Source organism: Acinetobacter colistiniresistens (assembly GCF_000413935.1).
In the GTDB taxonomy this organism is placed as follows: Bacteria; Pseudomonadota; Gammaproteobacteria; order Pseudomonadales; family Moraxellaceae; genus Acinetobacter; species Acinetobacter colistiniresistens.
In genome coordinates this window covers 212,034-229,650 of record NZ_KE340378.1, presented here as the reverse complement: position 1 = coordinate 229,650, position 17,617 = coordinate 212,034, and the positions used below count along the sequence as shown (strand labels likewise).

The window sequence follows — 17,617 nt, the reverse complement described above, 5'->3', positions numbered from 1 at the left end:
AAGCCTTCATACACAAACGAAATATAAGATAAAAACTACAATTTACTTCCAAGGACGCAGATCTGAAATTTTAACCACTTCGCCTTTTTCTTTATTAATGAGAACCGTCATGTCAACACTAGTCGAACTTAATGGCAACCATGCATCCGCATCAGGATAAGCATTTATAATTTTTTCAACTTCTTGCGGTTCATTAAATTGCTTTAAAATTTCAATATTTTGTGCATTTTCTCGTAATTGTGCTCTACTCATATCAACAGACTGATAACGTTCTGGACGCATGGCATTTGAAATGCCTGTAGTTACGGCTTCAAACAGATTTTTATTCCGCTCTTCAACCGAGTTTACTGCATTAATCGCAACAAACTGCGGTTTTAACCAAGAAGGTGCTTGATACTCTAGCTTAGCCTGAGTGATATGCTCTTTGACAATTTCATTCTTTCTTACCAGTTCAAAACGATTCCCATTTTGTACAATCCATGCTGGACGGCCTTGCTCAATACTATATACCCCGTAAGACAATGCTGCGACCTGAAGTAAAATAATTACCGTCAAATCCATTTTGAGGGTTTTTTCCCATCTTTATAAAAAAGTAAGCCTAATGCTGGACCAATAATCACATCAATCACAAGCATCATTAAAAAGATATGGGTCACCCCTACCGACTTTGCCAATGGCGCTGGATACCATAGAAAAAAAATCACCCCAACAACAAAGAAAGCAATAAAAACCGAAATGGCTAAATGGCTAAATGGCTAATAAAAAATTTTATGCGTTTTGACATGGATATCCTTAAAGTAATGGGAGTCCTTATAAATTCAGATGAATTAAATACAATCCACAGGTTTTAACCGATTAGGAATTCCTGCTGATGCGCTACATCTCCAAGAGCCATTGATCTGACGATCTAAAAATATTGATTTACCTAAAAGCACCGCGGCAACATTATGCATTTGACATTCTAAGGCAGGTTGTGAAATACCGCCAGCATTAGGGGCATGAACCACATAATGACAAAATTGAGAATCAGACGCTGAAAAACCCATATTCTCTACTGTAAATGCTCCACTTGTAGCACCATCATTCATCACCAGTTCATACTGTGTTCTTGCACCATTCAACTCAGCAATTGCAGAAGTAATTTGTGACTTAGCTACATGATTTTGATACATCGGTAATGCAATAGCTGCCAGTACCCCAATAATTGCCACCACAATCATTAATTCAATTAATGTAAATCCTTTTGGCATATAAAACCCTTTTATTCATCTACTTAAAAAAATAAAGCAAATATCAAGCCACTAAAAATATAAATAAAAAACAAAAACTTATATTTAAATATAAAATTTAAAAGTCTTAAAGTAACATTTTTTGTCAAAAAATTCACACTATTGTATAGATTTTTCTAAGTTATTTAGATATTAAAAAATTACTTTTTTATTATTAATTAAAGATCAAAAGCAGCTCTATTACAAAATAAAAATTTAAATAACTCTTAACGACTATCTTTAGAAAAATATTTAAAATAACTAGAAATTATATGTTAAATAATAAAATTTTAAAATCCAGCATCTAAATTAAGAGAAAATAACATACAGAAAATTACGTAATTTTGATCCAATATAATTAATTCTTATAAAAAAGAAGCTAATCTATCTAAATAGATTAATATAGTTGTCTAATAAATAATTAGACAACATAAAAAAGAGAGCTATAAAGCTCTCTTTTTTATACTAATATCTATTAAGGCCCTGCTGCTGCTGCTGTTGTAGGACAAGAAGCATTATTATATTTTTCTACTGCTGTACTTCCACAACTCCAAGTTCCATCAACAGTTCGAGTCCAAGTTACTTTAGCTGCTGTTCCAGATTTTAAAGCTGTAGATGCAGAATTACCAAAAGTACCAACAATAGTGGCTGCGCCAGTTGTATTCAGAGTTACTTGGGGAACTCCTGTTCCTGTAGCTAAAGTTTCTCCGCTTTGTGCATTACCAGTTAAAATATTAGAACCAGTTGCACCAATTATACAGTTGCCAGTTGCAGAGCCCACAGTAGTTTTACCATTGTTAAGACAGTCTTCCACAACAGTTTTTAAAGCACCAGCTTCACCTACAGCACGAGACACTTGCGATTTAGCAATATAAGTTTGATATTGCGGAATCGCAATTGCAGCCAAAATACCAATGATCGCTACAACGATCATCAATTAGATACATTCCATAAGTTACTTTATATTGACATGCATCAAACCATTGAATTATATTATTTTACTTATTAATTAATCTTGTCCATATGGACATGCATTTTGATAGACAAAATTTTGATTTTTGTCCATATCAGAAAATGGCTTTTGTTGAGTGCGATAGGATTAATGTTATAAAAGCAGACTGGTCGGGAGATATTTTAAAATTTTGATAAGCTAAAAACGGAATAAAAAAATCCAGACTCATTTATAAGCCAACTTCTGTATTTCTTCTTTATGCTGAAGAATTAGACGTCTTGCATGATGCAGAACAATACGTCTAGTTACTTCGTCATCACCAAATTGCATGGGAAAAACTTTTACAGCTAGACGAGGTATTTGTTCAGTTACTTTATAGTCTTTTAGCCGTTTCACCCTATTACTCCCCCCCATATATGAAACATTCCGCATAGAACAGCACTTTCAATTTAAGATTGCTTTCATCCTCACACAAGCAATCACGACTAAACTAATATAGTTATCTACTCGCTTAGCTGTTAATAATTTTGCGCTTACAGCGACAAACCATTTACGACACGACATCTCACAAAACCAACAAAACTGACATTTTTTGTCAGTTAGTTGCACAAATTTACTTTCCGCTTTTTTACATTTTTAATCCATTAAACAATGTATTGATTTCATACATAATAATTGGATAATATGCTTTGGCACACTTTGTGCAACCTATAAATTAGCTTAAAAAGCTTATAAATAAATTAACAAAATATTTGTGGAGAATGTTATGAACGCACAGAAAGGTTTTACATTGATCGAGCTGATGATTGTGGTCGCTATTATTGGTATTTTGGCTGCAATTGCGATTCCTCAATATCAAAATTATACTGCTCGCTCTCAAGCCACCGAAGCATTAAATCTTTTAGGTGGGCTTAAAACCCCACTGGTAGATAATGCTGGAACTGCTGGTTTGGCTACAGCATGTAGTACAGCAGATGCTACTACTAAAAAAGTAACCGATGCAAATGGCGTTGAGCAGACAGTGCCAGTTCCTGCAGGTACTTTAGCTAAAGCTAACGGTTTTACACTAAGTGGTAAATATGTTAAATCAATCACTTCTACGGCAAATGGTTCTACTGACTGTAAACTGACAGCAGAATACTACAGCACAACAGATGGTACTGGCATCAACGATAAATTATCAGGTAAAAAAGTTGAATTTTTATATACTGCTGCAAATGGTACTTGGACTTGTAAAACAAGCTTAGATTCAGCTGTAGCACCAAAATCTTGTGAAGCTGGTGCAACTCTTTAATTACAAATTTCTTTAATGAAATTTCTAAAACGCATCAAATTTGATGCGTTTTTGTTTTAACTCAAAATTTTCTAATAATAATGAATTACACTTTTCCAGCAGTTTTTCATAATCTTCCTCAAACTGCTCATAAGCACTTTTTACAGCTTTGGTTTTATTTTTTGCTTTTTCAACCTGTTGTATAGGGGAAAGAATATTTTGCCCTGCTTCCTTCGCGACTTGCTCAATTGCTTCAATCAATGCAGCATGGCGGCTCTTCTTAATCGCCCCCCGTTTACGCCCTGCTTCAAGTGCGATGGTATCATTATTAATTGCAGAACCTTTCGGTAGGACGGTTGGTTTATTGGCTTTTAATCGCTCCAAAGCAGCATAATATTCATTGAGTGCGCTCATATTTTAAACCTCCATATTGATCGTTTGAATTTTTTGAATGGTCTTGTTTAAAGTCATAATCTCGCTTTCCATTTGACCGTACAGCAAACTGCTTGGTGCTTGTGTATCTCGTGCTCGTTGTAATCGTTGTACTGCTTTTTGCATCTTCTCTGCGCTGCCATTATCAAACACCGCATGAGCACAAACCAGACAACTCGTAATTGCAGTAAATGAAATTTTTTCGCAGGAGTCAGGGTTAGTACATGCTCCAAACAAACTCGGTTTATAAGCAATTTCACCTTTCTTCATGCGCTTGATGGTTTCATCACGATTCGGAAATACTGTGAGTAATTGCTCGCGGTCTTTTTGCAGCTGCAAATAGGTTCCTGCACCACCGAGTAAACGACTAGCACTATTAATTACACCATCTTCAAATTGTGTATAAGAATGAACGAGACGTTGATATTCCAGCTCTTGAATAAATTCCTTTTGGCTATCACTGGCTAGAATATTCGGCGCGAATACAGCATTATCTCGATAAAATAAAGTCATTGCTTCGGTTAAATGCTTATATTGAACGGATAAAGCTCCTAATCCAATAATCCCTGAACGTGCACCATACACAGCTAATGAGCGCCTAAATTGATGCGTACAGATATTCCAGTATTCACCCAGTTGACAGTCCTTTTCTTCACGCCAATTGCGAAAACCATCAAAGGCTTCCAGTTCAGCCAAGTCACTTTCACAGATGCGCAACTCATCACCAAGTAATGCCGAAATATGGTTCAAGTACTCGTTAAAATTGGACTGTGTTCTAGTCGGAGCACCTGAAAAATTAGAAATAAAATCCGTTTCACTTTCAATATTTCGATTATTTTTATGCCGATGTTTTTGTGAATATCGTGTTGGAAATAAGGGATATTCACGAGGGTTAGAAAAATCGTAGTGCGGATTAAATAACGCATAGATTTCACCAATACTTTGTGCTGCGTGTACGCCTATTTGAATATCTTCAAACGTAATCCAATAAGTAGACTTGTTGCCACCCCCGTGTAACTTTGATGTATAGCCCATAATGACATGCACAAGATGCTCATTACTTTGAATAGTTTGATAGCAATCAGAAGACAGCTGATTCACTTCATTATCACGCATACCTGTGAATAGATGAATCCAAAGTTTGGCCATTCCTTGTATCAACGTCATGTAGCGAGTCAAATTCGCATGTTTGCTAATCTGATTATTTTCAAACAGTGCCGTTAAACCAAATAAATCACGAGCATCGGCAAAACTCACTGCATTTTTATAAACTTTAAACTCGCGGGGCATACGCGCAAAAGATGGCTCTTGTTGAATGCGCTGAAACCACTGATGTAAAGCAGGCGCATACTGATTAAACTCATTGAGCTTCTCCGCTAAACTATTGATTAGATTTATATAAATACGTGAGGGGATCAACTTAGTTTGCGGACCTACTTTGCCTGACTGCAAGCGTATTTGTGCAGCGAGTCTTGCTAAATGCTCTATTGGCTTATATGTACTAAACGCAGGAATGAGCAATGGGTATTGCTGTTGTAAGGCAAAACAATCAACTAAAAATGCTTTGATATGGATTGCTTTTTGATAGCTCACACCAGCATAAGCATCTCGAACTTTTGACATATAAGCAACATTGCTAAACAATTGCTGCAATGTGCAGCCATTGCGGTAGGCAATAGCAGCAAACTGGCGCAAAACCGTATGCCGCTGCTCAATACTTTTAATAATTGACTTGCCAGATTTTATATAAAGCAAAGCAAAACTGATTTTTTTCATTTCTGCCCGAATTTGGCAGTAAAGAAAATCATTTTCTCGGACATTTTCAAGCCAACTATCAAAATTCAGGCGACAATGACACTTTGGTAAATATGGAGAAAGATCCCAAACATTATCGGCATAAACCGATAATGTTGTACCGTTTTTCATTCGCGATAATACAAAAGTACTTGGAACAGTCAGCTGATGATTTTGTAACTGATATTCATCAGGTAAAAACTGCTCAGCAATACCCAATGAATATAGATATGAATTAAATGAACTCATGATATCCACCCCAAATCAATTAGCAATTCAAAATGATTCAGCCAATACGCATGTAAATCACCGCTTTCTACTTCTTCTTGAATTGAAAAAATACGATCACGTAAATTTTCATAAGTATCTGATAAATCGTTAAGTACTTCGTCAATTCGATGTAAAACCACACCGAATTGTGACTCCCATTTAATCAAATCCGTAGCTTTTTGCTTAACGTAGCCAAGCAAACTTTTCAGTGATAAAAGTTTGCGCACATCTTCATCATCGGCATGGACTGCATAATGCTGGCAAAATAAACAGTGCTCAAATTGCTGACAGTTTGGAGTTGGGGCTTGTACAGTAAAACCCATTGCTTTTTCAGGCTGTGGCGTTGCTGTCACACATGCACCAACAGGTAAGGTCTGAACATCAACAGTTTCATCTAACATTTGCACAGCAATACGTTCGACAGTTCGAGTTTGTGAAACTGCAACGTCCCGCAACTCATAAAAGAATTGAGAAATTTGCTGGCTTGCATCTTTAAATGAAGTTCGACTGTAGTTTTTCTTCGCAGTATCGAGTGAGTGTCCCATTTTTTCGACTTCAAGCAATAAATCGCCATCGCTCAATTCAACATATTGACTGCTAACATGCTTGCGCCACTGCTGTGGTTTGATCCAGGCCATTTTCGGAAAAATACGCTGTAAAAATTTTTTTATTAATTGTAATCTGCCGTTGCTTACAGGTCCCAATTGCTGAATTTCGTTGCGCAATGGAAAGACAAAATCACATGGCTCATCTTGAATATACCAAGTGCGAAGTTCTAAAATTTTTCTAAAAATCGGCTCAAATTTAACTCCAAACTCTGGCCGTACTGTCTTGCCTCCTGCACGATTTTTCGTTCCTGAAAAGCGTCGGCCTTGTGTACTCGGTAGGATTTCCATCGTATCAAGTTGTAACTGTTGAGCTGTATCTAAATTAGCCCCTGTTTGAGCAATAAATAACAGCATGCCGATGGTCAGGCCATAGGATGCAAGTCTTTCACGCTCTAAATGCCGCTTATCTTTGTTGCGTTCTTCAAGTTTACGGATCGCTTGATTACGATTTTCACGTACACGTTTTCGATGCTCACTATCTTCTTCTAACTCAAAATCAGCCAGCATTTTGGGAAGGGCTGGAATAACTGGATATTTGGCTAAATAACTCTGTACATCAAACTGAATATGTTGTTTCTCAGTTTGATGATGAAAGTTCGAGTAAAAATAGAAGTTTTCCTCATCCACGGATTGAAAATGCGCAGGAAATTCATTTTCTTGTACAACAATACGATAAATTTCAAGAAAGACATTTAACAAAGTTGCATAAGTTTTTTGATGATCTTGTTCTGCGATCGGTAAAACAGGCACATCATAACGCTGAGACTGTACTTGCATCGCTTGACTAACAATATCAATTTCATGACAGTCAAATACATATGCGATTAACTTCGCTGCATTACGCTGATATTGCTTTGCTGTATGTGCAGCCAGGTTTTCTTCATCAGTATCTGCAAGCAAAGTGCGATCAACTAAATATTTGCTGTAACGACGATACGCATCAATCACAGTGTCTTGATTTGATAAATCAAAATTTTTCTTTTGCAAATCCACATAATCTAGAAACATTTTACTAGTGTAGTAAAAGAGGCCTTTTGACAAATCTGATCCGCTCATTTGCAACAAATAGTCCGTTAAACACTGCAAAAAATAACGTCTTTTTTCATCAAAAGATGCAGATAACTGTTGTTCTGACAAAACCTCGCTAGATACTCTTTTACGATAAAACAGAGTTCCAATGTCAAATGTCTTAAAAGCAAAAGAAGCTGTCTTATCTTTGCAGACGAGAACAAGTCGCTCATGCTCATTAATTTGTTTGTTGATATCTGAGATATGCACAAAAATCGGAGAGCGTCTAAAATTCATGACAATTCTCCCGCTAAATTGACAGAAGACATCACGTATTTCATTAAGCTTGATTCATACTCATGCTGAATTTTACTGCGCCATTGCAATCGTGATTTATAATTCAAATACTGTAAAGTCGTGCTGATGTTACGATGTCCCATACGAGCTTGCACATACTCAACAGCGGTCATAGCAGAATGCCCATCTGGCAAATGCTGTAACTGACTTTCGAGCAAATTCATACCAAAACTGGCACGTAAGTCGTGGAATTTAAAACTTTTAAATTGTGGATCAATCAATCGAATTTCGGGTAATAGCACGACCTTTAAATAGCTGCGTACTGCTTCACCTTCATAAAGTTTAAGTTTTGAGCTAAACGAGTCAGAAGCTTTGATTTCCTCGGTCAGTTCTTGCTGTTCGGCTTTGCTTGTGTAAAAAGGTGTACCAAGCTTTGTGAGAAACACATAGTTTTCATCCGAGTCGCCATAGTTTGACTTTTGTCTACGCAGACGCGCTTGCTCACTATTGATATAAACTTTCAGGTCTTGTACTAACCAATTCGGGATTAGCAGCGTCATTGGTTTTTGAAATTTGGTATCAATGCCTGTACCCGCCCCAACTGGCAGACGAATAAAGCCATGACCATCAGGCTCACAACCAATTAAGTTTTTGATTCGTAAAGTACAAATCGTTTGTAAACGGGCGCCTGTAAACAATGCAAGATAAAACATCAACTGATATTCACGTGATGACTTCCGCAATGCTTTTAGTATGATTGTTTGTTCTTCAACGGTCAGTGGACTTAACTCACCACCATCGACAATCGCTTCAGAGTTTTGGGCTTTAGCAGGAACATGAATTGCAAGATCATGTGACTTAATTGCCATTTTTCGACGTGCGCCAAACTCATTATCCACCGCAATGTATTTGTAAACATCTTGGAAAGGAAGTCCATAACGTTGGTGATCGATCAAATCTTCTGTAACGAGAAATCGGTAAAAGTTCACCACTGCATTAATTCGACCACGTGCAGAGCTTGCCTCAATTAAGCCCACATTCGCTTGCTCAATCAAACGAGCACGATATTTAAAAATCGCATTTGACTGTTTTAGTTTGTGGAACTTCAAACAGTCCAGTTGCTCATCTTCTAAAAAACGCTGAAAATCAACCAACTGATTCGCAATAGATGCAAATGTTTTAAAATCATACTGTATTGTTTGCTCAAGTTTTTTCAGCAAATACAGATTAAAAACTTCAGAAGGGCTGCCATCTCCCTGAATAATTACAGGGAATTCAAGATACACATCACCATGTTTTTCGAATGCTGCATCATTTAAACGATCAGTTGCCTTTCTCAACGTCGATAACTGAAATTTTTTAATGGTCACAACTTTGGCTTTAGACTGGTAACGTGACTGACCATTTTTAAGTTTAGTGCTCATTTTGAGCCTCCTGTTTATTAAAAAACAGGCAAAAAGTGATCTTGAGATAGGATTGACAAAAATGCCCCTATTCATCAAAATACAAATGTCTGATCAGCAATGAAGACATTCATAAGAGCTCATGTTCCCGCATGGGCTTTTATACTTTTTGCCAAATGAAAATAATTAATTTTAAAATTTAGTCCACTGCATCTATCTCTTTTGTAGCATTTTTTGATTTATACTTGACAAATCATTCAAATAGCCTTGGATTTTAAGTTCTCTCATAATCAGTACTGAAGACTGTGCATCAAGACTTCTTAAATGATCTGAACAATATCGTTGATAAGCCTCACGAATTTCAGGATTCGGTAGCCGAACCAAGAATGGCTTTCCTTTCATATCGTTTACCCTTGCGTGTTAGTTCATGATTATCTCGAGCGTGTTACACTATGTAAGTATCGCTAACAAATTAATATTAATCGTTCGATTAACTTAAATCAACAGGATTTATTCAAGTGAATAAGATTTTTTTAACAGAAGAACGTAATAGGTTGAATTTAAAAGCAAAAGATGTAGCTGAATTTGTTGGTGTAGCAATTCCTACACAGTCTAATTATGAAAATGGCAAACGCTCTCCAGATGCAGAGTATCTTGCTAAACTTACGGAATTAGGCTTTGATATTAATTACGTTTTAACAGGAAAAAGAGAGTCTTTAAGTGTGACAACACAAGAAAAAATGCTGATTGAATTATTTCGGCAAGCACCAGAAACTGTACAAAGACATATCTTGGCGGGGTTATTAACTCAAAATACTCCAGAACCACCTAAGGGTAATATTGTTACGGTCGGTGACTCAAATACTGGGAATGTTGCAGGAAGAGATATAACTCTTAAATAAATAGCTAGGATTCTTATGACAAATAATTCTGTTTCTGTCGGTCATTCAAATACAGGCAATGTATGTGGTGGCAATTTAACAATTAATCACTCATTACCATGTAAAAATGGTGATGGGATGCTTTCTTATGAAGACTATCAGAGATTTCCTTATTGTAATCAATGTATCTCATCATTCCGTAAACAGACATTTTTTCGCTATCAAAAACATTCTATCGCAATTTGTTGGGTAATCTCTACCTTAGTAATCGGTGGATTCTATTTCATTATGGGACGTTTACCAAATTTTGCGGGTATTATGTTTCAGAAACATAATTTAATGGAGCCTTTGATCCCATTAATGTCAACATTAATTTTATGTCTTTTAATTTTTTGTCCAGTTAGAGTTTATGCTAGATTTTTAGCAAAAAAATATATCAATCAAAATTTAAGCTATCACTAACATAAAACTTTGCTGATTCTAGATTATTTTTAAATTTAAAAATAAATTATGAACCACTTAGTTCCCTGCTTTACGAGCCTTCGCTGTATTCAAATAAATCTTGCATATTACAATTAAAATATTTACATAAGGTATCAGCGACTGAAAGTTCAATTCGTACTGCACGATCATAGTAAAGGCTTGTTAGCGTATTACGATTGATACCAGTCGCTTGAGCTACCTCACTTAGCTTTAAAATTTTTCGCTCACCCATCAAATTTGACAACCTACATCTAATCATAACAACCTTTAAATTAAAAAAATTAACCTACAGCAGGTTAATTCAACTTGATAAATAACTCTCTACATGCTAATTTAACCTACAGCAGGTTATATTGTTTTATTAAAAAACAAATTAGCCGTTCTAAATTTCATTATATAGTTTTTTAAGGAAGTTCAGCTATGAATAACTACTTTTCTCCAAAATTCTCTGTTTCAGAGGAAGTTCGTTCAACTGCTGTTGCACTAATCAAAGAGTTTAATATTGACCGTACATTTGATTTAGCTTTGTTTCTGAATGTTAACCCCAACTTAAATGACCAAGATGCGACTTTAGCCTGGGTGAATTATTTTGAAAAAAATCAACATGATCTGAGTGACTTCAATCATGTTAGACGCCACTTTATGAAAAATTTCCCTAAAATTATGTTTGCAAATTTCAGTGAATAAAATAATCAAAGGGAGATATCAAATATCTCCCTTAATTTTTTATAGCAATCCCTCTTATGGTAATCTCAACAAAAAGTAAAATTCAATTTAATTGGTTGTCAAAATATGGAATCATTTATAAAAGCAGGCCATATTGAGCCTTCAGTCATTGTTTTTGACGTATTTGGCACACTTGTGAAGATAGGGGAAAGACGTTCCCCATATAGAAAATTAATGAAATGGCTAAAAGAAAATGGGCGACAACCAAAACCTGATGATGCCAAATTTATTATGTCCCACAATTTAAATTTGGCAGAGCTTGCAAAGCGATTAGCAGTAAATATTCCAGACCAATTTCTGCAAGAACTTGAGCATGATTTAGATGAAGAGTTACGCTCTATTAGACTGTATGAAGATACCTTATCAACTTTGGAAGAATTAAAAAAATTGGGATTCAGATTAGCATTATGCTCAAATTTAGCTATGCCATATGGAAAAGTTGTTTCTTCATTTTTACCTTCTCTTGATGCTTATGCTTGGAGTTATGGGGTTGGAGCAATTAAACCAGAGTCACAAATTTATCAATATTTAATTGATAAATTACAATGTCATGCCAAAGACATTTTGTTTATTGGAGATACACTTTTAGCTGATTACAGTGGTCCAAATGAATTTGGTATGTCAGCACGTTTAATTGATCGTAAGAATGGTCAAAAGCTGGCAGATGTTTTAAACGACATACTTTAACAACTCGTGGACGTCCCCCTAATAGTGAATACTCACAGCTCTCCTCATCTTTCCATTTTTTTAAATTCTGCAATTCATTCATCAAGCTCCAGAACCCATGCTGGTTTTATATGTGGCACATCTGGACGCTCAACACCTTGATGGTCAAAAAACTTATACACCATTGCCGCCAACTTGATAAACGCCTGTTCAAACGTATCTGCCCAAACATCTAAACGATAATCATGATAATGCTCTTGGTATAATTTACCACTATCTTCTACTTTATTGAGATGTGAGCCAGTCTCTAAATAAATCACTAATTTCCCATCATCTTCATCATTATATGCACCGTGATAAACATTTTGGCAATGCCCCCATGTATTCCAGTGCCATGATGGTACATCGCCAATAACCGTCCAAAAAGCTGGGTGTGTATCAATAAAATGATAGGCAGTTAAAAAGTCCGTTGGATTTGCGAGATATGCTTGCTCATTTTCAAAGGCAGTCTGTAAAGCAGATTGTAAATGCTCAAATTTATTTTGATCGGTGTAGGAAAACAAACTACTAGAAAGATGCTCAGAGGTTTTAAAAAATAGGCAACCATTCTCTTTATCCTCACCAAAATATTGATAAACCTCTGGTAGAATCTGTAAATCTGTAGGTTTGACATGATGGATCTGGTGTTGTACGTCTTTTAAGCTTTCGTGAATTGCTTCCATACGATCAGGGTAAGTGACGACAAGTTTCGTATCTCGCAGTGATAAAATTGCTGGTTCAGTTATTTGGGGTAACTGTTCTAATAACCAGTCTGGTAATTATTTTAATTCAGTCGGTTGCATTTTTAGTTATCCTATTTTTTAACAATTTCAACTTTTTACATACGTTACATAACATAATTTGTGCAAGTTCAGTATAAGTTAGTCCATAGGAGTATATTGTCACACAATGGCTTCGACAAGCGTCCGACTAAGCTCACGCCGAAGTCTCAGCCAACAGTTTCCTGAGCTTATTGAAGGAAAAATATTCCCCGTTTATTTTATACGACTCACGTACCTTTCCATTGAGCAATTATAGATTTTTAATCTTGGTTTAGATGTTCAAAAAGCTTGAGTTTCCTTTCTTTAGTTTTTCTATATAAGCCTCACATTGAGCAGCTAAACCAAGATGATATTTTAAAGCGCTTTCCACTCTTGCTGTCACATACTCAATACTTTGAATTTCACGCTGCTGAGCAAAGACTTGAATCGCAGGATGTAACTGTTTTGAGCAACTTGCATCATTGCTAAAGTATTTTAACGTCTTGGTTTTGGCAAAATAAATTGCAGCAAACAATCGCCCATCTTTAAACACAATCGCTGATGAAGCATCTAAACTGCTTCCAGACCGACCTTCATAATACAGAGCCTCATCTGTTTTTAGTAAATAGGGCGCTGAGTAATTATCGAAATTAGATTGAAATTTTAGATAATCATGCTCTCACAATGTTTGAAGTTCTGTTTGGATTTTTGGATGCAAAACAATTTGAGGAATTGATGAAATATCTGAATATTGAATTAAGTCTAGTTCTTGAGCATGAGTAAAAACAGAGATCGAAAAAAGTAGAAAAAGATAATATTGATTATTCATATCAAATTTATTATTTTTATGTCCATATTGACTTACTTATGGATTGTTCATTTTATATGGACACTTATGGAGTATCGATAAGAGTAAAACCCTTTTGCATTGATTTCATAACATTTCTCCAATAGATATTTTTTATAAGCTTTTTTCAGCTACTTAGTATTTAGCATGTTTTATGCCAGTCCTTAGCTTAGCCAATTTTACCCTAAAAAAACAGGGACTTAAAAAAAATTCATGTTGAATAAAATGAGAGCAATTTAGACATTTAATGAAAAAAAATGACAAATAACGTCAACTTTACTGCTTTATTATTCTTTTTTTGAGCTATCGAATTTGACTACTTTCTAATTGTGCTTAAATTGAGCGACTCATTTCACAGAAAATTTATTGTAATTTATTCAATTTTTTTTTGCCGTTTATCGGAAGTTGCTGTAAAAGCTTGCTATAAACAAATTTCATGTATACAGAATCGTCTGCACATTAGTTTATTTTTCCTAAAATAACAAGCTTTAATTTTGAGAAGAATTTAAAAGTTAGTTCAAAATAATCGGTTCATTTGGCAATTCATTCTGGTCATTTGAATCCGCTTTGACATAGTACTGGTCTAGCACCTGTCCAATTTCAGCAACACCACTACTTACTGCGTGTCGATATTGTTTTTGCGCCAATAACAGCACAATACTCTGGCAAATCACATTCCATGTTTCAGCAGGCGTAGCATTCTTTAAACCACGGTCGATCACGATCTCAACTTTGCGCTCGCATAGGTTTAAATACAGGAGTACACCACTATTGAGCTCAGTATCCCAAACCCCAAGTTCAGCAAACAGCTGTTGCGCACGTAAACGGGTATTTTGATGGTAAGCCTGTGAACAGGGAATATGCCCTTCTATCACCACCTGAATTTCACCGATATGACCCTTCTCTGCCCGTTGTACTGCTTCGGCGATGTCTAGCCGATCTTGTTTATTAAAATAACGATGCGCAGAAGACACGTAAAGAAAATGCTTAAACCAACGTTTTAGACTCGGCTGCACATGCTCATTCAGTTTAGGTTGCGTAATAATCTGCGTTGTATCCGTTTTTGTTACCATGAGCCTGATGCTCCTCCCCCGCCAAAACTACCACCGCCACCGCTATAACCACCGCCGCTGCCGCCACCAAAACCACCACCTCCGCCACCACGGCCTCCACCAGAAAGGAAAGCCTGAAAAATCAGCTGTGCCAGTGAGGTAATCAATAAAAAGAAAATCCCAAAACCGAGTAACAGGCTCATCACTAAACCTGCACCATTCAGTAATCCTGCTGCAGCAGCGGTGACCCCTGCTGTGGCAGCACTTAGACGATTACCAACAATGAATGATCCCACTACACCCGCAATCAGGATAAATAATGCCATAGTCAAGGTATTGTCTTTGGCCTGTTGTGCTTGAATCGCTTGTTCATGCCGATCTTTCAACTCTTGCGCGGCTTGCTGCGCAATTTCAGGATCCAGATTGACAATGCGGCTAATTTCATCCAAGCCTGCGGAAATACCTTGTGCGTATTGGCCCTGTTTAAAATACGGGGTGATTTGATTACGGATAATCCGACTTAACACGACATCGGGCAGAACGCCCTCTAGACCATAACCTGTCAAGATCTGGATATTACGGTCATTCACCGCAATCGCCATCAATAAACCATTATCGCGTTTGGCTGAACCCAATTGCCATTTTTCACCCGTACGCAAAGCAAAATCAAAAATGGCTTCCTGCCCAGTGGTCGGTACAATAATCACCCCGATTTGGGCTTTGCCTTGCTGATACAGGTTAAGAATTTTCTGATTGAGCTGCTGCAGCTCAGCATCACTCAAGATTTTGGCCTGATCAATTACTGGTTGATTTAAGGTCGGCAAACCGCGGATGGATTCGCCTTCGGCCATATCATTGGCCACTTGCGGCGGATTGGGTGTTTCTGCTTGCGGCTGCGTTGTAGATGATGTATTGGCTTTTTGCTGTTGCTGAATAATTTTACCCGCAACGATCAAATCACTTTGATCCGTTGCAGTTGCGACTTCAGCCCAAACCGTATGCTGGAAAAATAGTGCGGCAAAGACGAGAGTTAAAACAGCGAATATTCTCTGTTTCAAGTTTTGCTTAAGCACGCTCAACATACGGTTGCTCCTCACAGTTCAGAATCATTTCAACAGTTAATTAAATGAAACTGTAGGTGCTTGCTGTGCAGACTGTTCCGCCTTAAAGTTTTCTTTGGTTTTCATGCCAATTACTTTTGCGGTCAGGGCTTGCGGGAACTGACGTACATAGCCATTGTAGTCCTGAACCGTGGTGATATAGCGGTTACGCGCAACTGCGATACGGTTTTCTGTTCCTTCAAGCTGTGCCTGTAAATCACGGAACTGCTCATTGGCTTTTAAGTCGGGATAGTTTTCTGAAACCGCGATCAAACGAGATAGTGCACCCGTCAATTGGCTTTGTGCCTGTTGGTATTTCTCGAAAAGTGCTGGATCTTCGAGTACTTCTTTATCGACTTTTAAGCCTGCAACATTCGAACGTGCCTGAGTGACTTCAACCAAAACTTGTTCTTCATGTTTGGCGTAGCCTTTCACCACATTCACCAAGTTTGGAACAAGGTCAGCACGGCGTTGGTACTGGTTCTGTACCTCAGACCAAGAGGCATTCACCGCTTCGTCCTTGACCTGCAAGGTGTTATAGCCACAACCGGTAAATAGCAAGCTGCTGGCCAATACGGTTGCGAGTGCAGTCTGTTTGATGATTTTCATAAAAATTTATCCTCAAGTTTTTCTTTATATTTTTGCGATAATTCATTGTAATGAGATTTTTTGTCAGCTGTGTAACATTTATTAAAGTTGCTTTATGGGTATTTAAATAAAAAAGGCATCACTCAAGCAAGCTTGAAGTAATGCCGCGCTAAGCACAAAGTTTTATGATTGGTGTGGATTAACTATATATTTTAGATGCTGTATTTTCTTGAAAGCTCGCCATGCCATATTCATCGGCCATACGTGCTTTCCAGTAATTCACCAATGCGCTGTAATCATGTTTGGCGGGATGAAAATCGGCCTGATAATAAGATAAATATTCAGGAATCAATTGCAGCAACATTTTACTGAGTAAATACATGCCAAACAGATTACCACCCAGTTTCGGTAGGCTCTTCCATTTATCCTGCCAGATCAGTCGTGTGGTGGCATACAACGTCAGGCTAGCAAAGCCCGTCGTTACACTGCGCATCAGTAAACGGCGAATACGATCATCACCATACACCGCCTGATAGACATCAAAGGCCACCGAACGATGCTCAATTTCCTCAATCGCATGCCAGACCCACAGTTTCATGGCATCCTCATCCAAGGTACTGAGAATTTCAGGATGCTTAAGAATATAACCACCGAGCATTGCAGTAAAATGCTCAAAGGCACAAGTCAAAGCCAACTGCAATTTGGGGTGAATATTTCGCAGCACATCATCACGTTTTGCCAGCCACGCCTGAAAACGATCAAGATTATAATCGTCGCGTCGCCAAGCATCATTAAACTCGGTATGCGCTTTGGAGTGCATCGCCTCCTGCCCAATGAATGCTGCAATCTGTGCTTGTAATTGCGGGTCTTGCACTTTGTCTCGGACATTGCGCACACTATTGACAAAATACTGCTCTCCAATCGGGAAAGTTGACGACAATGCCGTGAGTAAGTGAGACATCACCGGAGAATTGGCAAAATAATGACGTTTGATTTTGTTTGGATTAAATTGCAAACGTCGTACCGTAATCCCCAAAGCTCTGGGGCGATTTAAATAAGTTCTTTCCACATTCGCATTTGCAAGAGCCATCTCGATTGCCTGCATCATTTCCTAGACTGTGTTCGAGTATCACGCTGTAAAAAATGCATGCACAGGGCAAAAAAGCTTA

17 protein-coding genes and 2 pseudogenes are annotated in these 17,617 nt (G+C 37.3%); 5 read left to right on the top strand and 14 right to left on the bottom strand.

Going from position 1 to position 17,617, the window contains the following annotated elements:
- Positions 1-42: 42 nt before the first annotated feature.
- From tfpZ to F907_RS14305, 3 genes and pseudogenes are all read right to left on the bottom strand, one after another.
- Positions 43-784, bottom strand: a pseudogene (gene tfpZ, locus F907_RS0117855) (TfpX/TfpZ family type IV pilin accessory protein).
- Between the two features lie 43 nt (positions 785-827).
- Positions 828-1,250, bottom strand: a complete 423-nt coding sequence (locus F907_RS14300; protein WP_016651451.1) for a pilin — start codon at positions 1,248-1,250, stop codon at positions 828-830.
- 493 nt (positions 1,251-1,743) lie between these two features.
- Positions 1,744-2,202 (bottom strand): pilin, encoded by a 459-nt coding sequence (locus tag F907_RS14305; protein WP_016651450.1) that lies wholly within the window; start codon positions 2,200-2,202, stop codon positions 1,744-1,746.
- Between the two features lie 784 nt (positions 2,203-2,986).
- Between F907_RS14305 and F907_RS14315 the strand changes: the two genes are divergently transcribed.
- The gene (locus tag F907_RS14315; protein ID WP_016651448.1) at positions 2,987-3,514 is read left to right on the top strand and encodes a pilin; all 528 of its coding nucleotides are present in this window, start codon (positions 2,987-2,989) and stop codon (positions 3,512-3,514) included.
- A 24-nt stretch (positions 3,515-3,538) separates the two neighbouring features.
- Here the strand turns inward: F907_RS14315 and F907_RS14320 are convergent, their stop codons facing one another.
- The 4 genes from F907_RS14320 to F907_RS14335 are packed head-to-tail and all read right to left on the bottom strand — an operon-like array spanning position 3,539 to position 9,326.
- Positions 3,539-3,907, bottom strand: a complete 369-nt coding sequence (locus tag F907_RS14320; RefSeq protein ID WP_016651447.1) for a hypothetical protein — start codon at positions 3,905-3,907, stop codon at positions 3,539-3,541.
- A gap of 3 nt (positions 3,908-3,910) precedes the next feature.
- Positions 3,911-5,968 carry a hypothetical protein gene (locus tag F907_RS14325; protein ID WP_016651446.1) on the bottom strand — a complete coding sequence of 686 codons (2,058 nt, stop codon included), beginning with the start codon at positions 5,966-5,968 and terminating at the stop codon, positions 3,911-3,913.
- Positions 5,965-7,902, bottom strand: coding sequence for a hypothetical protein (locus F907_RS14330; protein WP_016651445.1), 1,938 nt, complete (start codon positions 7,900-7,902; stop codon positions 5,965-5,967). Before F907_RS14330 ends, F907_RS14325 begins: the two co-directional genes overlap by 4 nt.
- Positions 7,899-9,326, bottom strand: coding sequence for a tyrosine-type recombinase/integrase (locus F907_RS14335; protein ID WP_016651444.1), 1,428 nt, complete (start codon positions 9,324-9,326; stop codon positions 7,899-7,901). Before F907_RS14335 ends, F907_RS14330 begins: the two co-directional genes overlap by 4 nt.
- 497 nt (positions 9,327-9,823) lie before the next feature.
- Here F907_RS14335 and F907_RS14340 point away from each other — a divergent pair, with 497 nt between their 5' ends.
- On the top strand, positions 9,824-10,207 hold the full coding sequence (locus F907_RS14340; RefSeq protein ID WP_016651443.1) for a helix-turn-helix domain-containing protein: 384 nt from the start codon (positions 9,824-9,826) through the stop codon (positions 10,205-10,207).
- A gap of 15 nt (positions 10,208-10,222) precedes the next feature.
- A complete protein-coding gene (locus tag F907_RS14345) occupies positions 10,223-10,648 on the top strand; it encodes a hypothetical protein (RefSeq protein WP_016651442.1) in 426 nt (141 codons plus the stop codon).
- A 70-nt stretch (positions 10,649-10,718) separates the two neighbouring features.
- Here the strand turns inward: F907_RS14345 and F907_RS14350 are convergent, their stop codons facing one another.
- Positions 10,719-10,928 carry a helix-turn-helix domain-containing protein gene (locus tag F907_RS14350; RefSeq protein ID WP_081402433.1) on the bottom strand — a complete coding sequence of 70 codons (210 nt, stop codon included), beginning with the start codon at positions 10,926-10,928 and terminating at the stop codon, positions 10,719-10,721.
- Between the two features lie 161 nt (positions 10,929-11,089).
- Here F907_RS14350 and F907_RS14355 point away from each other — a divergent pair, with 161 nt between their 5' ends.
- On the top strand, positions 11,090-11,356 hold the full coding sequence (locus tag F907_RS14355) for a hypothetical protein (RefSeq protein ID WP_004281168.1): 267 nt from the start codon (positions 11,090-11,092) through the stop codon (positions 11,354-11,356).
- Between the two features lie 105 nt (positions 11,357-11,461).
- Positions 11,462-12,082 (top strand): HAD family hydrolase, encoded by a 621-nt coding sequence (locus F907_RS14360; protein WP_016651440.1) that lies wholly within the window; start codon positions 11,462-11,464, stop codon positions 12,080-12,082.
- Positions 12,083-12,156: 74 nt separating this feature from the next.
- On the opposite strand, the gene F907_RS0117850 is transcribed toward F907_RS14360, so the two are convergent.
- The 6 genes and pseudogenes from F907_RS0117850 to F907_RS14380 all read right to left on the bottom strand — a co-directional run bounded on the left by F907_RS0117850 (position 12,157) and on the right by F907_RS14380 (position 17,538).
- Positions 12,157-12,783: a hypothetical protein gene (locus F907_RS0117850; RefSeq protein WP_016651439.1), complete on the bottom strand. Its 627-nt coding sequence runs from the start codon at positions 12,781-12,783 to the stop codon at positions 12,157-12,159.
- A gap of 370 nt (positions 12,784-13,153) precedes the next feature.
- Positions 13,154-13,690, bottom strand: a pseudogene (locus F907_RS0117845) (hypothetical protein).
- Between the two features lie 530 nt (positions 13,691-14,220).
- Complete coding sequence (locus F907_RS14365; RefSeq protein WP_016651437.1) at positions 14,221-14,781, bottom strand: TPM domain-containing protein; 561 nt, start codon at positions 14,779-14,781, stop codon at positions 14,221-14,223.
- Positions 14,775-15,842, bottom strand: coding sequence for a TPM domain-containing protein (locus F907_RS14370; RefSeq protein WP_016651436.1), 1,068 nt, complete (start codon positions 15,840-15,842; stop codon positions 14,775-14,777). The genes F907_RS14365 and F907_RS14370 overlap by 7 nt, the downstream gene beginning before the upstream one ends.
- Positions 15,843-15,878: 36 nt before the next feature.
- Positions 15,879-16,469: a LemA family protein gene (locus F907_RS14375; RefSeq protein ID WP_005147322.1), complete on the bottom strand. Its 591-nt coding sequence runs from the start codon at positions 16,467-16,469 to the stop codon at positions 15,879-15,881.
- A 178-nt stretch (positions 16,470-16,647) separates the two neighbouring features.
- A complete protein-coding gene (locus tag F907_RS14380) occupies positions 16,648-17,538 on the bottom strand; it encodes a metal-dependent hydrolase (protein WP_032861823.1) in 891 nt (296 codons plus the stop codon).
- Positions 17,539-17,617 lie beyond the last annotated feature (79 nt).

Bases quoted from the DNA above. Each gene is read 5' to 3' on its own strand.
- F907_RS14355 (WP_004281168.1), top strand. From the start codon at position 11,090: ATGAATAACTACTTTTCTCCAAAATTCTCTGTTTCAGAGGAAGTTCGT.
- F907_RS14350 (WP_081402433.1), bottom strand. From the start codon at position 10,928: ATGATTAGATGTAGGTTGTCAAATTTGATGGGTGAGCGAAAAATTTTA.
- F907_RS0117850 (WP_016651439.1), bottom strand. From the start codon at position 12,783: ATGGAAGCAATTCACGAAAGCTTAAAAGACGTACAACACCAGATCCAT.
- F907_RS14320 (WP_016651447.1), bottom strand. From the start codon at position 3,907: ATGAGCGCACTCAATGAATATTATGCTGCTTTGGAGCGATTAAAAGCC.
- F907_RS14325 (WP_016651446.1), bottom strand. From the start codon at position 5,968: ATGAGTTCATTTAATTCATATCTATATTCATTGGGTATTGCTGAGCAG.
- F907_RS14380 (WP_032861823.1), bottom strand. From the start codon at position 17,538: ATGGCTCTTGCAAATGCGAATGTGGAAAGAACTTATTTAAATCGCCCC.
- F907_RS14335 (WP_016651444.1), bottom strand. From the start codon at position 9,326: ATGAGCACTAAACTTAAAAATGGTCAGTCACGTTACCAGTCTAAAGCC.
- F907_RS14315 (WP_016651448.1), top strand. From the start codon at position 2,987: ATGAACGCACAGAAAGGTTTTACATTGATCGAGCTGATGATTGTGGTC.
- F907_RS14345 (WP_016651442.1), top strand. From the start codon at position 10,223: ATGACAAATAATTCTGTTTCTGTCGGTCATTCAAATACAGGCAATGTA.
- F907_RS14370 (WP_016651436.1), bottom strand. From the start codon at position 15,842: ATGTTGAGCGTGCTTAAGCAAAACTTGAAACAGAGAATATTCGCTGTT.
- F907_RS14305 (WP_016651450.1), bottom strand. From the start codon at position 2,202: ATGATCGTTGTAGCGATCATTGGTATTTTGGCTGCAATTGCGATTCCG.
- F907_RS14365 (WP_016651437.1), bottom strand. From the start codon at position 14,781: ATGGTAACAAAAACGGATACAACGCAGATTATTACGCAACCTAAACTG.
- F907_RS14360 (WP_016651440.1), top strand. From the start codon at position 11,462: ATGGAATCATTTATAAAAGCAGGCCATATTGAGCCTTCAGTCATTGTT.
- F907_RS14300 (WP_016651451.1), bottom strand. From the start codon at position 1,250: ATGCCAAAAGGATTTACATTAATTGAATTAATGATTGTGGTGGCAATT.
- F907_RS14375 (WP_005147322.1), bottom strand. From the start codon at position 16,469: ATGAAAATCATCAAACAGACTGCACTCGCAACCGTATTGGCCAGCAGC.
- F907_RS14330 (WP_016651445.1), bottom strand. From the start codon at position 7,902: ATGAATTTTAGACGCTCTCCGATTTTTGTGCATATCTCAGATATCAAC.